A 15,685-nucleotide genomic window follows, 5' to 3' on the forward strand; every position below is an offset into this window, starting at 1 on the left:
TCGTTATACCCTCCCCCTTCTTCGAACCATTGACTACATACAGTAAGCGTTTACATGGTTATTATAAATGGCCCCCACTTGTGAATGCTATTTGCCAATGTTGCTTTTATTGACATCTATTGCGTTCCTATCATCCTAAGGAGAGGTGGCTGCAAAAAAGTTCAATCCCCTCATTCTCCGGATCCAGCTCATGTCCGCCGTCGAAAGCTCGGGAAGCAAATCGGTTCGCGAGGTTCAATTGCTTATATAGATCTGCCACCTTATCGATCTCAGGCTGCGCATGCTTATAAAGGAATAGATCATCCCGCTTCCCGACCTCCAGGTAGAGAAAGCGCGGAGCAATCAGCGCACAAACCTCGGCATCCAAGAATCGGTTACCGGCATTAAACCAGGTGAAGTCCGACCAATCCACTTCAAAGCGATTATTAATAAAACAGGAGGAATACACAGCTTTGATTCTCGTATCAACAGCAGCCGTAAACATCGTATAAAACCCGCCATAGGATAACCCGATCATTCCAATTCTAGAGCCGTCAATGTCCGGCCTTGCTATCAAATAATCGATCGCCCGCCGGATTTTGTGAATTTCCACTGCAGCTATCGAACTTCCGACCTGCTTCAGCTGGTTATCGTATTGATTACGATGGAATTCAGGGCCGTACGAATCCGGGTGCCAAAGCAGCAGCTGCGGTGCGAATACGGCCGCACCCAGCTTCAATACCCGGCGTGTCATATCGTTATAATTAGAGGCTCCGTAGAACCCGGAACACAGCTCAGGAGTTCCCCACCCTCCATGCTGAGCAATAACAAGAGGATAAGGCTCGTCCCCGCTTGGAAGAAATAAGAGACCATAGGTCGTTAAGCCATAGTCCACCTCTACCTCGACCCGGTAGATCCGTCCTAGCTTATCCTCGGATACGAAGTTAACCTTGGCCTCCGGTATTGCCGGAGCGCTGTCCCGGAAGCTGGATTCATGCCCCATCGTAAGCGGCCAGCCCAACATATGCTTAAGCTGCTCCCGCATGGGAGCAGCCTCTTTCTCGAATGCGGCAGCACTCGATGTATCCAGTTTAAAAAAAGATTCCCTCTTCTCTTCTGCTTCCTGACGCAGACGATGAATCAAATGATCGAATTGGAATTTTTGTTGTTCGCGGAACACATTACCGACAGCTGGATCCTCCTTGTACAGATCGTGGTCCATAACCTTTCATTCCTTTGCTCAAGATTCTCCCAGTGCGTATAATCTCCCGTCTCCAGGTGCTAGACTCACGGATAGCGTCCCTTCTGCAGCATGAAAGGTAGTCGCAATCTCATTACCAGTAGATTTGCAAACTTCTTGGACAGCTTGCAGTTCAGCGGACAGTGAGAACGTGAGCGATTGAGCTTGCTCCAAGTCCCGATTGACAACCATAATGAACTTTCTGCCGGTTTCATTCTCGAAATAAGAGATTATGAGCGGAACGGCAGATTCGCCCCCGGCGAGCTGCCAGAAGAAGTCCTCGGGCAGCGGCTCGGTAAACGGCGGCACAACACCCGTATGATAGACAGCCAAAGATGTAAGAGATAATAACACGGACCCGATATTCAGAATCTCTCCGTTAATCGTTTTGGCATATTCATAGGTTTCGTTTTTACTTCCATCCGTCAGAATAATGGCGTCATGGATCTGTGCCAATTCGGGATCGGCACCCGTTGGTGTGCAATAGGTCCAATAAACGTATCCCTTGGCTCCATAAGCTAAGGTTGAATAAATCTGAAATCTCATTTGAGGCTCGTTTGGCTCCAAAATGTGAAAATAATCATAAGCAACACTTTGAATATATGCCCAAAAGTCAAGCCCATTTAACAGGCTCTGCTCGCGGAAAAACGCCAATGTCTGATAGTGGACCTTTTCGTCGAACCCCTCTTTCTTAAACGGATAATAGTCATAGGAAATCATATCCGGATTCGTTGCGATCCAGTTCTTATAATAATCCTCATATCCCATAGGCGGGGTACCCTCAAGGGAGTAATAATGTGTGCCTTCCTCATTGAGCGCATAATGATTGGTATAGATCATACGACCTGGATCAAGCGCTTTGATCCTGTCCGATGTCTCCTTGAGCATGGGATATAACTCACCGAAGGGTTCGTCAATTAAGTTATAACCAAGCACGGCTGCATGGTCCTTGTAATGATCAACCAGCGTCTCAATATAAGCATCCGATGGCCTGCCCGTTGGCGAGAATGCCGATATGCTGCCTCCATGCGGCGTTTTCAAAGTGATTTGAAAATAAAGATCATAGGATGCGGGAGAACCATTCACATACGCTTGCCCGCCAGCATAACGATCGGCTGCACTCGTACTGAAAGGACCGAGCTCTGCCTGGCTATCTGTCGTCAATTCCATATAATAGGTTGTATTCGCTGCTACCGGATAATGAGGCGTATCCGGTTTTACCGGCATATCATTCAGTCTGAATTCGGGATAATGACTCTCGATTGGTCCTATAAGCGTAGAGCTTATTATGTGTTTTTCTTTGCTAGGTGAATCATAGACGCTTAAGGTCGCTGCTATTCCTTCCGGCCATGCGCCGTTCTTCTTGAAGGAAAGGATGGCAAGGCTCAAATCATCCACCCCGGGTGTTGTGAAGGTTTGACCGATCGAATGATCCTTGCGTAGATATACCCCTTCCCCATCATCGTCATTCTGGGAGATCCACTCCGACTGAATCCAGCGCATACCCGTGTCAGTGACGAGGATCTTCAATTGATTCGCCTCAGCCTTCTCCAATGCCCAATCTGTTGTGGCCGGAGTAGTCAGCTGCTGGGCAACGATAAAATTCGCATTCATCGCCCTGATCTCAGCATAGGTGGCATCGGATGTTGCAGATGGAGACGGTTCGACGAAAATACCGATCGGAAATTCCCCTGAAACAGTTGGTGTCGGGTTATTATTTTTACGTTTTCCCATTTCTTGTAGCACCTCATTTGTTATCATTTACTCAAGAATGAAGCCTTTAAAGTCTGCTTGAGTTGATGTACCTGTGAATACTTCAAGGAAATACAAACCCAGATCTAACTGGTCAATGATGGTTTCCGCACCGGTCAAGCTTTTGGTTATGCCATTTATTTTGACATACGTAACAGGCGAGCTGCCTTTGTAAGCCTTCAACGTCAGCTTCCGTTTGGCGTTAACAAACACCCATACGGACATGATGATCATGTCTGCAGCATCCGCCTTCAAGCAGTCAACGTAAACTTTGAATGGATCCGTTGGCTCATTGGGCATGGTCAACCAGTCCTCCGGAACACTGTCCTTGATTCTTTGACTGGAATAATCGATTTTGGTATATCCATCTGCGACGATGGTACGATGTGACATATGAGCGAAGAGTACTTCCGCTTCGTACTTATGTCCAACGTCTCCAAAATGAAGCCGATCGGAAATAATTCGCTGTGTACTGATGGAAGAATACAGCAAGAACATCTCCGTATAGTGGTTCATGTCAATAAACTGGAGTCCGAGCTCCTCTGCCAATTCTCTCTTGACCTCGTTAGCTATACTTTCAATATGTTCACTCGTTCTCATCGGATAGTCTTCCATATATTCTGTTAATACTCCCGGTTGGACGATCGCTTGGGTCGTCAGGAGAAAGGGTTGGATTTTTTTCGAGAAGCACCAATATATAATCTGTTTGATCGCCCCTTTGAATCCGTCCCTATAGGCTTTTTCACTGGCCTCATATAGCGGGTCATTGCGGTCATTGATCCCAAAGCCAATTCCAATCATTCGGACGTCATGGTAAGCGGACGCCTCACCGAACTGCTCCTCTAATATGGTTAGCGCCCATCTCGCGGTTGTTGCAGTGAACCCCGCGTTATAAATGCGTAATATATCGTTATGGGCAGCCTGGCGGAGCAATTCTTCCAGTTTCTTAGTGAAGACATTCGGCGATGTGCTGTCCGCTCCAACGGTATTGGCGACCCAGTCTGTTGTATTAGCACCATCCACCGTACTGTCTCCGAGAAAAGCAATCGGGAATTTACTTCCCTGCAGCCATTCCGTCCAAGCATCGTTAAATGTGCAAATTCGAGGCGGTTTCCACGTATACCACGAATCAGCAGATGGATTTATATGCAAGCCGTCGCCTCCCCTATAATTAAAGTACGGATGACGTTCTCGTGTTACGAGCCACCTGAAAACCAATCAAAATTCAATTTCGACAATAACCATGCCCCTGCCGGGTACATACAAACTGAATTCAGAACCAACCGGAAAAATAGGTATACCCGGGAAATCGGTCAGCACGCTTACCTTCGCTATGGCGCGGCCGACATCAAGATGTGCCGTCTTATAGTTCATATGCAAATTGCGGATCAGAATACGCCATCGTCCTGGTTGGATTTCCAAAGTTGTCGTACGGATATGCTCTTCATTCCTAAGGCTTATCGGTGCACCTGAATCACCTGCCAACGTCTGAACGCACCGGTTCAGGAACTCGCCTGATAGTTTGCTGAAATAAAGAGGCTCAACCCAAGACTTCGCATCGTTCAAGTGAAGGAGATCATCCATACCACCATGCAGCAGGTCCCCATCATGTACATTCGAGAATACCTGTACCACTGCACCTGTTCGATCCCTTACCATACCAACGAGCTGGTCCGGCTTACACTCAATATTCAAGCCTGCGCTGGCAGCCGCCTGGGAAATCCGTTCTGTCATCTTGCCGATCAATAATGAAGGTCCATTCCGGTAATTCAGTACGCGTGTAAGCTCCTCTTCGGGCAGAAGGTGCAGGCCTGTTACGCAAATCATGCCACTAGCCAGATCCAGATCATTCACATTCACCATGGTGTGGAGCGGAGCGCCGTGGTCTATGAATGTCATTAGGAATTTGTAAGCAGGCCAGTCACGGGTGGAAGGGTACTCTTCCAGCGAACCGTTCAATCCGTTGTCGGACCATACGAAGCTGGCGCCGATCACCGATTCCGGCTGACCCTTGTAACCCAAATTCCAGCGTTTCAATATCCATTCCCAGCTATCCCGGCTTATTCCGTCACCCAGACAGGCAACAAAACCCGATGAACAGCGCCGCACGCCTTCGCGATCCTGTAAATAAATATTGGAGAATGAAAATATATCCCGCTCCAATACAGTCGGTGCATGGCTGATCGCATCCCACTGCTCATTCGTGTCCTGTATCGCATTCAAGCAAATCAGCTTCATATCCGGCACATAGGCTTTGATCGTCATGAGCATCGCCATAAATTCCGTGCCCGGTTCATACTCAATTTCACCCGCACCGGCTGAGCAGGAGGCCGCCACGGATTCCACAACAAACCCGTCGACACCGGATGCTGCGAGCAGCCGGTAGTCTACCCCGTAACGGTATAAGGCTTCGAACGGGTCCCGGGTCCAGACTGAATTCAGAACAGCTTTCTTACCTTCCTTGCGAAGCGCCGGCATAATCTTCTGCCAGAATGCTCCCCATCTATCGGCATAGAAACGGATCCATTCCATCCTTTTGAATTCCCAGATCCAGTCGCCCCGTTTCTCCATTTCCTGCGGAACGCCGTCGCATTCTTCCTTTAGACCCTCAGCCAGCTCCACCCCGCTTAAGCGTATGAATTGCCCGACCATATCGTCCGAGTAATCAGCTTCTGCCAAACTTAGGCGGGGACTTGTGTAACCATCCGCCCCGTGATAACCGTCAAAGTTGTAGTCTCTCATGACGGTTGTCAGATCGCGGATAAACAAGTCCTCATAATACGTGCCGTCCTTGAGCCGCTTCAACGGATTGATAACCGGGAACGCTTCTCCCGTCTTTCTCATTTCGTAGAGTTCAGGGTGCGCTGCGCACCATTCGCTTGCCCTTCCCTGACCATCTATCCGATACAGAAACAAATTGAAGAAGCTGCAGTAAATGTCTATGCCGTGCTTCTGCAGCTCCTTGACCAGGCCAAGAAGCTGGTAATTGGTCCATTCTTGCCTATTGCGCAGCTTGCCGTAAGGGCGCGCCGCATAGGAACAGGTTTCAACCGGCAGCCAGTACTCTTGTTCCATACCTTTATGGGCATGCACAAAGTCAGGGGTAAATAGAAGCAGCGAAATTCCATTGGGACTAAATCCTAATGTGTTCATATAAGCGGTAACCCCAAAATCACTTTCGGTATTATCGAAGCCGATCAGCTCGATCCACACCCATTTTTCATAATCCATCTTGTTCCCTCCAATAAATAAGCATTATCCTTTTACACTTCCAAGTACAATTCCTTTAACGAAATACTTCTGCAGAAACGGATATACGATAAGAATCGGAAGAGCACCCAAGAAAATTTGCGCCGCCCTTGTTGTCCGTTCTGAAATTTCCAATGCGCCATTTAAATTGTTAATATCCATCTTCATCGGGTTGCTGTTAATGACCATGAGCTGCAAATAAGTGGACAGCGGATATTTTTCCGGAAAATTCATATAAATTAATCCGTCAAACCAGGCGTTCCAGTGACCAACCAAAGTAAATAAGGATATGGTTGCGAGGACAGGCATGGACATGGGTACATACATCCTCGTCAATACGGTCCAGTGCCCCGCCCCATCCATGAACGCGGATTCCTCAATCTCCTTGGGCAAGCCGCGGAAGAAATTGAGCAGCAGGATCACATTAAACACCCCGACCGCGCCAGGGATAATCAACGCCCAGATCGTATCGAGCAGACCTGTCTCGCTAACCACCACATAGGTCGGAATAAGACCACCGCCGAACAGGATGGTGAACACAAAAAACCAGGCGTAATACGTTCGCAGCCTGAACTCCTTCACTTCCTTGGACAACGGATACGCGCATAAGAGTGCCAGTACGATATTGAGCGAGTATCCAAGCACAACCCGCTGCAGCGTAATGCTGAATGAGTTGATGAACTCTTGTTTCTGTAAAATGTACGTATAGGAATCCAGGCTGAAATCCACCGGGATCAACTTGACCAAGCCGGCCGAAGCTGCAGGACTGGAACTGAAGGAAATCGCCAGCACCTGAACCAGCGGAAGCAGACAAAGCAGAGAGACCAGCACCAGGAAAACGTAATTGCCAATGACAAATATCTTTCTGCTGAAGGATGCGTGATGCATAAGGTAACTCCTTTCGCCCAGAGATAAACGATTCATGATGACAGATCCGGTTACCTTAGAAAATACGGTAGTTGGCTACACGATAGGCCAGTATATACGAAATCGAGATCAGCACCAGTGAAACCACAGATTTGAACAATCCGATTGCCGTTGCCACGCCGAATTGGGCATCGATCAGGCCGATCCGGTAAATTAAGGTATCCAGTATATCTCCACTTTGATAGACGGACGGACTGTATAAGTTGAACACCTGGTCGAAGCCGGCATTCAGAACGCTGCCCAGACTTAAGGTTGCCAGCAAAATGATGATCGGCACCATACCCGGCAGCGTAATATGCCAGACCTGCCGGGTGTGACCCGCTCCGTCCACAATGGCGGCTTCATACAGGGATGGATTAATGCTTGTAATCGCTGCCAAATAGACAATCGTACTAAACCCGAATTCCTTCCATACGTCAGAAATGATGATGACGGCAGGAAACCATTGGTTGCTGCCAAGGAAAAAAACCGGGTCAAACCCGAAGGCCTGTAGAATTTGATTCACAATGCCTTCTGACGGCGACAAAATATCGACCAGAATCGCACCGAGGATGACCCAGGATAAGAAATGGGGCAGATAAATGAGCGTTTGAACCCCGCGTTTTACGAATGCGCGTTTCATTTCGTTTAACAATAAGGCGATGATGATCGGAACAATCTGTCCCGCAATGATTTTCATCGTCGCGATATAGAAGGTATTCCACAGCACCTGCCAGAAATCCGGCATCTGGAACACGTAACGGAAATTATCAAAGCCCACCCATTTCGAACCGAACAGCCCCTGTACGGGAATGAATTTCTGAAAAGCAAAGGCAATGCCTGCCATCGGTAAATAGCTATAGATAAAGACGATGATTACCCCGGGAATCAGCATCAAATGCAGCGGAAATTCACGTTTGAGTTTGGCGGAGTTCCTCATTCCGAATATCCGATCATGCCGATGTAAGCCAAATTCGGCTGGGCAACATCCATTCTGCCGTATTGGATAATCACTTCGATATCGCTTCTGAACCGCAGCGAATATTGCAGCTGTCTGTCCAGAACGATTCCGCCGATTTCCTCCGGATGATCCATGCGGATACATTTGACTCTTCTCGCCGATGCCGTCAGCCTGATATCCCGATCCGGCTCCCGGTCTTCATAATAGATATCCATGAAAATTTCCGCATCGGCATCATGGCAATTCAGTATCATAATCGCTTCATGACCTTCAAGCGAATCATCGTCTATCTTGCCTTTATAGGGGAGATAGCCGTCGATTACATACCAGTTTTTTGCGCCTTCTTTACTCATACTAATCCTCCTTAAATAACCCTGATCGTCGCTGTTTCTTTCCACGTGCTGCTCAACTGCCGGACCAGCTTCGACATGGATTCATAGCCGGATTCGGTTACGAGCAGGCTCTCTTCTATCCGGTTGGAGCCATGCGGATGCCCGAACAGACTGACATCCGTATTCACTGTCATCCCCGCAATAAACAAGGCCTCTGAATGCTCATCCGGATAAGGCGATTCCGCTTCGGCCAATCCGCAGCCATGAAGCGGCGGATACAAGTCATACTCCGTCATATCCCGCTCTTTGAAGTATGCTTTGACCGCGCGAACCACTCCGCTTTGCCTAGCACCCGCTCTAACGTTGGATAACGCAATATCCTCGGCTTCGACCAGTATATCGATAAATGCTTTCTGTTCTGGACTCATTGCACCCGCGACAAAAGGGAAGTTCAGCGTGGCCACGTATCCTTCGACCTGTACCGCAATGGCGGCCATGATCATATCCCCGTCTGCAATCACTTTTCCCGATGCTCTCCCGATGATCGTATTCACCCGTTCACCGCTTGTCAGCAGGCAGAACGGAATACTTTCCGCACCTTGTCTTGTACATTCCCCATAAGCCAGCGACGCCAATTCCAGCTCGGTCATGCCGGGCTTCACCTGATTAATCATCAACCTGTAACCCGCATCGGCAATCCTTGCTGCCTCCTGCAGGCACGCCACTTCATTCGCCGTCTTGGTCATGCGGAGCTTGAATAGTAAGTCGCCTGCGTCAACCAGCTCAACTCCTCCAAAGCTTTGTTCCAGTATTCGCATCAATGGAGCGGGCATTGCATCAATGCCGACAATCCCCATTCTGTGCAGCGGTCCGCTGCCTTGGAGCCCCTTGCGGATCTCGGTCAAGCTTGTATAATGTGCCTGGGGATATTCAATGATATCCGGTACGGTTACGCAGGCGAATTCAGGCAGAAGCCTGACATCCGGGAATGCGCTCATTTCCCGGCAGAACATCTCCCCTTCCGGTGCAGCCAGGATAAACGGCTCCCCGATAAGAGGGACAATAACCGCCCCTCTTTCGAATAAAGGCCAGTAATTGCTCATGTAACGCAGGTTTTCTTTACGGTATTCATCTCCATAAATTAGACAGGCTTGCAGCTCCTGCTCGTTCATCAATGCTCTTAGCTTCTCGACTCTGGCAGCAAATTCTTCGGCTGGGATTCGTAACATGGTCTGATGTCCTCCTAATAGATCACTTTGCGTATTTTCATGAAATCGGCGATGGTCGACAGCTCTTCCGTTAGATCCCCATAACCAATAATGCAGTGATGGGCAAAACCTTCTTTGATTAGCGACGTGAGAAAGGTCTTAATGGGCATGGCCAGTTGTACGACCGCGGTAATCTCCTCGCAGGGAATGTTCTGTGGAACAGGCAGGGCTTGACCTTTCACTATGAGCATCTTGTAGCCTTCGGCATCGATGATCAGATGGCTAATCGTGACTTCGCCGGGTTGGAGTGTATACTCAAAGCCGAAGCCCGCTCCCTGCAGTCCCCATTGCTCCGGCGAGCGGTTGACCTTAACCGTGCTTCTGTCTGCGGCATATTCCGTATTGGCGTAACCATGATGAACCATGAGCAGGGCGTTAAGCTCCTCGTCATATTCGCCCCACTCCGCATAAGCCGGAACCTTGCCGCTGAGCATATTCATTAACGTCATGATGATCAGGCCATGCACGTCGCCTTCCGTGTTCACGACATAACGGCCTTCCTCGTGCATCATCGTGTTGGCCAAATAGGAAGTGGTTCCCGTCTTCTGCTCAACATAGTGCTGGCCAAGCAGTGTCAGCGCATCCAGTCTGAACCGCTCCAGCGTATTCTTTAGGGCAACATAGAATTTCGCTGACTTGTAAATATCGTCCTCACCCAATCCAACAATGTTAAACCTGCTCTTCGTTTCCGCTTCGATTATCCGGATATCCTCTTCCGCAGCTTTGGTGAACTGCTCCAGTAAATGATCTACTTGTATGGAGATGATATTAGGCCCCAGCGTGCCTTTGATCATGGTCTTGTCGTATTCGAAGTCGTACATCCCTCTGAATACATGGCCGATGACTCCGATGTTGGTGCTTTTGAGGCTAAGATACGCTTTGTAGGCCCTGAGATATTTCGTCATCTCTTCATAGGCGGCGGTATCCCCGATGGATCCTACCACAACCTTCAGATCGGGATACCAGCCCATCTTCCGGAACGTAGCGGCCAGCTGCAAATTGGCAATTAAGGCGCTGTTTCGCAGGATATTCTCATAACTAGTTCCAAGATTAATCTTGTTTGTATGCTGAGTATTGAATAATACGACCGGTACGTGACGGACATGCTCCAATGCCTGGATCGCCATATAGTCGGGACAATAGGTCCCGGCGACATAAACGATGAGGTCCACCCGCTGATTGGCGAGCTCCCGGCCCGCTGCTTCCGCCGCGTCCAGCGTGTCGATCAGCCCGGACCAGATGATTTCTTCTTGATTCAGATATTCACGCAGCTTGCCGAATACGCAGGTCATATCCGCGGTGACATTGGCCTTCAGCGTATCCGGGAACATCCGCCAATATTCAAAAAATCCTAACGTGATCAGCCCGATCTTGAGTGGTTTGTCTTTGATTCTAGCTGAGAGCAAATCACCAAAAACATTGCCTTGTGCGGTTTCGAATGATTCTATGATTTCTGTCATGTTATACCCTGAACCTTTCTATGATGAATTTCATATGAAGAATTAAGCGAGGTGCTGTTATGTTAACGTTTCTGTATTCCACCCAGCAGACGCCCCGCATTATGGTGGATTATATTGCGGATATCGTCGTCGCCAATGCCGGAGAATAGTACGCTTCCGAGCATATAGTGGGGGTCATACCAAGGGAAATCAGTTCCGAACAAGACCTTCTCAGAACCGGCCTCCCGGACCATCTTCCCGATCATTCCATTCAAGCGCCCGGTATCGCATAATTCCAGATACACGTTCGGCTGCGCCTTCGCAAGCTGGATGGCGTAATCGGTTTCTCCAGGTGCGGAATGACCAAGCAGAAATTGAATATTTTCGTACTGGCGCGCCAGCTCCCCCATCATCTGCGGCGGATTATAGGGGCTGTGCCCCCAGGTATGGGATAAGAGCAGCAATCCGCGTTCATTAGCGAATTCATAGATTCTGCGGTACTTCTCTCCGGTAAGCGGATACTTGTGATAATCCGGAAGCACCTTAAATCCGACATACCCTTTCACACGGTCAAATTCGGCCAGATCGCGGTCCAGATCATGGTCATAGTGGGGATTGACCACATAATAGCCGTGAATTAGATCCGGGTACTGCTTCATGGCGGAGCGGATTTCCGAATTGCCGCCGATCGGATCGAACAGCGCGCTATGCGGAGCGGAGATAATCGACGCTATATTCTCCCGACGCATCGTCTCTATCATCGTCTCCAGCTTCGCTTCCGGCAGATAGGTGCCGTAGAAGGCGCCCATATGTGTGTGCATATCAATGATCGAGATGCTGGACAGCCTCCCGGTCTCGACAAACTCTTGGGCCAGATGCGACGTATTCGTCATTGCCTTGATGCTCATAGCTTTATTTCCCCCAGTAGTCGCTCGACATTCCGGTGCGCAATGTTCTCGATATGATCGGTGGTGATGCCGGAGCCCAGAAGTGCCGCAAGCGGCCCGCCTATGGCGTTGGTTGGAAAGTCGGAACCAAAGAGCAGACGCTCTGAGCCAAATTTGCTGCAGATTCCCTTGATTTCCCCCGCCGTCTACATATCACCGGTCTCGATATAGAAATTCCGGTAGGCTTGAAACAAAGGGAAGGTCAACCGGGAATGGCTCCATAACCCGTAATTGTATAGAACAACAGTCAGGTTCGGATATTCCTGCAAAATGCTGTAGATCCCTTGCCACCCTTCACTGGGAGATAGATACAGCGGAATTCCTGCCGCCGCCACCTCACCAATTAATTCGCCCATCGCGACCTTAGTAAGCATATAGCGGTTTCGCTCCGGGTAAGCCCGGAGAATCTGCACCCCGCTTGCTTTCATAGCGGGGAATAAATGCTCCGGCGCATAATGCCCTTCCGTAACCGGAGGCAGAATCGTCCATGTCGGAAGCAGCCGGTCAGGCGCTTTGGCCGTCTCGGCCAGTACGGCACGGTTCCCGTAATCCGGATCGACATCGGCCATCGTTTGATGGCTGACCACAGCGCTGTCAATTCCACAGAAATCAAGCTCAGCTAGCAGCTCCTCGGCATTGCGCGCTTGCTTCACCTTCTCTCTGACGCAGATTCTCATGGTTGACCACTTCATAATTCACCGTCTTGTATCCGATAGCACAGCTGCAATCGATTATTTTCATCCGCTTCACCTCTGCTTAGTTTCGTAGAAGCTTTACGTCAATGGATTATCCAGAAAGGCGGCGGGATTATCGCACATCAAGATGTTGATCTGCTCGGGCGAGATTCCTTCGTCTTCCATCATCGGAATAATATTCGTCAGCATATGGTCATAGCCCCAGCCCCCATACCGGTGCAGGCATGTTTTCAGACAGACATCATTGGAAACCAGGATCTGCGAAAGAAAGCCGTCCGCAATCAAGGCCTTAATCGCCTTGACCCGATCGATATCTCTGGCAAACAGTCCTTTCAGAACGCTGTGATGCCTGCGATCCGCGTAAAACTCTTTGCCGAAATTGTCAAATTCAATATAGACGCCTTGATGCAGCAGATCCTTCATATAATTCAGCTTCAGATCGACATCGATATGGTTGATGCATATTTTCTCGCGCGCAGCGCCCTGTTCGGTTAGGATCTTTACAACCTCATATCCATTCGTTGCCCATAAATCGGTATGGATATGAATGCCAAGCCCGGATTCCACCTGGGCTGCCGCTGCAGCAATCAGTGCCTTTCGTTCATTGGGATAGATGATTTCACTCGTGCCAATTTCCCCGATTACACCTGCTTTAATATTCGTACCGTCGATCCCGACGTTAATTTCCCGGAGAATTTCCTCGGTAATGTCATCAACCGTTTTATCATCCATATCCGGCGGATGAGAGGCCTTAATATAGTAGCCGCAGCCGGCAATGATGTTGATATCCGTAGCCCTGGACAAGCGTGCCAACAGCTGGGGGTCTCTGCCGATGTCACGGAGTGTAAGATCAACGAACGTCTTCCCTCCGGCTTTCTTGAAGGCAAGAAGCTCCTCCTCCATGATTTTCTCATCGTCCAGAACGGCATTGTCGAGTACCGCATAAGGATTCCGGTGGAGCTGTCCCAGATTGGTCAAGCTTACTTTCTCTTGTGCCAGTACTTTGCCGGAAATCATCTTCGGTGCTGGTACCAGATCCCTGAGATCAATAAAGGCATGCTCATGAGGCAGCACCAGTCCTAGACTGTCTGCACGAACCTTACCCGTCACGGTCATAACGGACATCCTATTCACATCCCCATTAGAGTTGAACGTTCAGGAAAGCAGGCGCTGCCGGACAAGTCCAACCCGCCAGCTCTCCTCGATCATTCACTGTATTACTTGCTGGCCTTCCATTTCGCTACTTCTTCCGTAATGACATCTCCGCCAAGTTTTTTCCAATTCGTCACATACTCGTCAAAGGCATCGATAGGAACTTCCCCCATAATAATTTTGGTGAACGTTTCCAGCTCCATTTTTTCGAGTGTTGATCCTTTCTCTACCATTGTGGCAGTAGGACCTGCAATATATTTGGTCATGAGAAGTCCACTGTTTTTGTTGTACTCATACAGGAGCTTTTGAGCATCATAGATACGGGCATAGGTCCATCCTTCAATATCGCCTTTTTCCCATTTATGAAGGCTGTCATAGAAGATCTTCTGACCTGCCGCTTTCGGATCCAGAAGCGACTCATCGTTTGTTTCCATCGCTTTCGATACTCTTTCATACATATCCAGATTTTGAGTCGGGTTGGACCCGGTTACAAGCGCATACATCCATTTGGCTATATCACCGTCCTGATTAATGGCCGTCAGAGGATATTTTGTCCGATCCCAATCATAATGGAACGCATTAAGCATCTTGATCAAAGCCTCGGGATGCTCCATCCCTTTTTTCGCGACATAATATCTCCCGACAGGGAACACCAATTGCGGTTTAGCCGGTTGATCGTCGATCGATGGAAGCACGAATGGCACCCAATCCATCTGCGTATCCAGCTTCTTGCCTTCCAGGAAATAACTATTGCCATACATAACGCCGTAAAACATGCCGAGTTTGCCCGAATTACCCATCTGGATCAATTTTTCAATGTCTTTCACACCGAACTCGCGGTCAATCAAACCCGCTTGATACAAATCCCGCAGCTTTGCGAGCGCTTCTTTCATCTCAGGCTGGATGCTGCCGTATACATATTCGCCGGCTTCATTCTCTATCCAGATTTGCGGATAAGCGTGGTAACCGTTGAAGAAGCCGCTGAGACCAAATACCGGATCATATAAGAGCTTATCAAGACCTAAACCATACGTATCATTCTTCTGGTTTCCGTCCGGATCTTGTTTAACGAACGCCTCTGCGATTTTGAATACTTCTTCCATCGATTTCGGTTCAGGCAAATTCAATTTCTTCAACCAATCCGTACGTATCCATAACAGCGGGGCGTTATCGACTGCACCGGGATTCACAGGAATTCCCAGCAGCTTCCCGCCGAATGTCGCTGAATCAAGTCCGACTCCACCGTCCTTAGTCAGCAGTTCTTTCGTAATCGGAAGGCCGTAGTTCTCCAATGCCTCCGTAAGATCAGCCAACTGATCGGCTTCCACCAACTGGTTAAATTGAGTGGCGTCAACCGGCATAATGTCAGGCAGCTTGCCGGAGGCCATCGCAACGTTGAATTTCTGGTTATATTGTGTCGGGTCGGCAACCCACAAATATTTCAGCTTAATGCCAAACTCATCTTCATAGAGTTGATTCCAGGCATTCTTTTCAATAGATTCCCCTTCTACGAATTTTGTGGTCGCATCCAGCTGCCTGACTGCCGTCACTTCGATCGGCGGATCGATTTTCCCCATCGGGTCATAGGTTTTTACAGCTTCTGTTCCATTTGTTTCTGCAGCATTCGTTGGCTTATTCGATGCGGGTTCATCTTGATTGCCATCATTGTTTGAGGTGCAGGCCGATACAAAAACCATCGAAAAGACCAATACGGAAAGCCACTTTGCGGTCTTACCTTTCATACTTCGTTCCCCCCATAATCAAT

13 protein-coding genes are annotated in these 15,685 nt (G+C 48.9%); all 13 read right to left on the reverse strand.

Features of this window, described 5'->3' with window-relative positions; all coding sequences use genetic code 11:
- Positions 1 to 130: 130 nt before the first annotated feature.
- The 13 genes from NNL21_RS29095 to NNL21_RS29155 all read right to left on the reverse strand — a co-directional run bounded on the left by NNL21_RS29095 (position 131) and on the right by NNL21_RS29155 (position 15,662).
- Positions 131 to 1,201: a dienelactone hydrolase family protein gene (locus NNL21_RS29095; protein WP_204821793.1), complete on the reverse strand. Its 1,071-nt coding sequence runs from the start codon at positions 1,199 to 1,201 to the stop codon at positions 131 to 133.
- An 18-nt stretch (positions 1,202 to 1,219) separates the two neighbouring features.
- On the reverse strand, positions 1,220 to 2,953 hold the full coding sequence (locus NNL21_RS29100; RefSeq protein WP_204821794.1) for a hypothetical protein: 1,734 nt from the start codon (positions 2,951 to 2,953) through the stop codon (positions 1,220 to 1,222).
- Positions 2,954 to 2,980: 27 nt separating this feature from the next.
- Positions 2,981 to 4,123 carry an SGNH/GDSL hydrolase family protein gene (locus NNL21_RS29105; protein ID WP_204821795.1) on the reverse strand — a complete coding sequence of 381 codons (1,143 nt, stop codon included), beginning with the start codon at positions 4,121 to 4,123 and terminating at the stop codon, positions 2,981 to 2,983.
- A 66-nt stretch (positions 4,124 to 4,189) separates the two neighbouring features.
- Positions 4,190 to 6,202: a hypothetical protein gene (locus NNL21_RS29110; RefSeq protein WP_204821796.1), complete on the reverse strand. Its 2,013-nt coding sequence runs from the start codon at positions 6,200 to 6,202 to the stop codon at positions 4,190 to 4,192.
- A gap of 24 nt (positions 6,203 to 6,226) precedes the next feature.
- Positions 6,227 to 7,108, reverse strand: a complete 882-nt coding sequence (locus tag NNL21_RS29115) for a carbohydrate ABC transporter permease (protein ID WP_204821797.1) — start codon at positions 7,106 to 7,108, stop codon at positions 6,227 to 6,229.
- Positions 7,109 to 7,163: 55 nt separating this feature from the next.
- Positions 7,164 to 8,066 (reverse strand): ABC transporter permease, encoded by a 903-nt coding sequence (locus tag NNL21_RS29120; RefSeq protein ID WP_204821798.1) that lies wholly within the window; start codon positions 8,064 to 8,066, stop codon positions 7,164 to 7,166.
- Positions 8,063 to 8,440, reverse strand: a complete 378-nt coding sequence (locus tag NNL21_RS29125; protein WP_204821799.1) for a sensory rhodopsin transducer — start codon at positions 8,438 to 8,440, stop codon at positions 8,063 to 8,065. Before NNL21_RS29125 ends, NNL21_RS29120 begins: the two co-directional genes overlap by 4 nt.
- An 11-nt stretch (positions 8,441 to 8,451) precedes the next feature.
- The gene (locus tag NNL21_RS29130) at positions 8,452 to 9,648 is read right to left on the reverse strand and encodes a M24 family metallopeptidase (RefSeq protein ID WP_204821800.1); all 1,197 of its coding nucleotides are present in this window, start codon (positions 9,646 to 9,648) and stop codon (positions 8,452 to 8,454) included.
- A 14-nt stretch (positions 9,649 to 9,662) separates the two neighbouring features.
- A complete protein-coding gene (locus tag NNL21_RS29135; protein ID WP_204821801.1) occupies positions 9,663 to 11,147 on the reverse strand; it encodes a hypothetical protein in 1,485 nt (494 codons plus the stop codon).
- 62 nt (positions 11,148 to 11,209) lie between these two features.
- On the reverse strand, positions 11,210 to 12,034 hold the full coding sequence (locus NNL21_RS29140) for an amidohydrolase family protein (protein WP_204821802.1): 825 nt from the start codon (positions 12,032 to 12,034) through the stop codon (positions 11,210 to 11,212).
- Positions 12,035 to 12,219: 185 nt separating this feature from the next.
- Positions 12,220 to 12,765 (reverse strand): amidohydrolase family protein, encoded by a 546-nt coding sequence (locus tag NNL21_RS29145; protein WP_204821803.1) that lies wholly within the window; start codon positions 12,763 to 12,765, stop codon positions 12,220 to 12,222.
- An 81-nt stretch (positions 12,766 to 12,846) separates the two neighbouring features.
- Positions 12,847 to 13,893: a phosphotriesterase family protein gene (locus tag NNL21_RS29150; protein ID WP_204821804.1), complete on the reverse strand. Its 1,047-nt coding sequence runs from the start codon at positions 13,891 to 13,893 to the stop codon at positions 12,847 to 12,849.
- 92 nt (positions 13,894 to 13,985) lie between these two features.
- Positions 13,986 to 15,662, reverse strand: a complete 1,677-nt coding sequence (locus NNL21_RS29155) for an extracellular solute-binding protein (RefSeq protein ID WP_204821805.1) — start codon at positions 15,660 to 15,662, stop codon at positions 13,986 to 13,988.
- Positions 15,663 to 15,685: the final 23 nt, after the last annotated feature.

The sequence above is a fragment of the Paenibacillus mendelii genome, from assembly GCF_024498075.1.
GTDB classification, from domain to species: Bacteria; Bacillota; Bacilli; order Paenibacillales; family Paenibacillaceae; genus Paenibacillus_Z; species Paenibacillus_Z mendelii.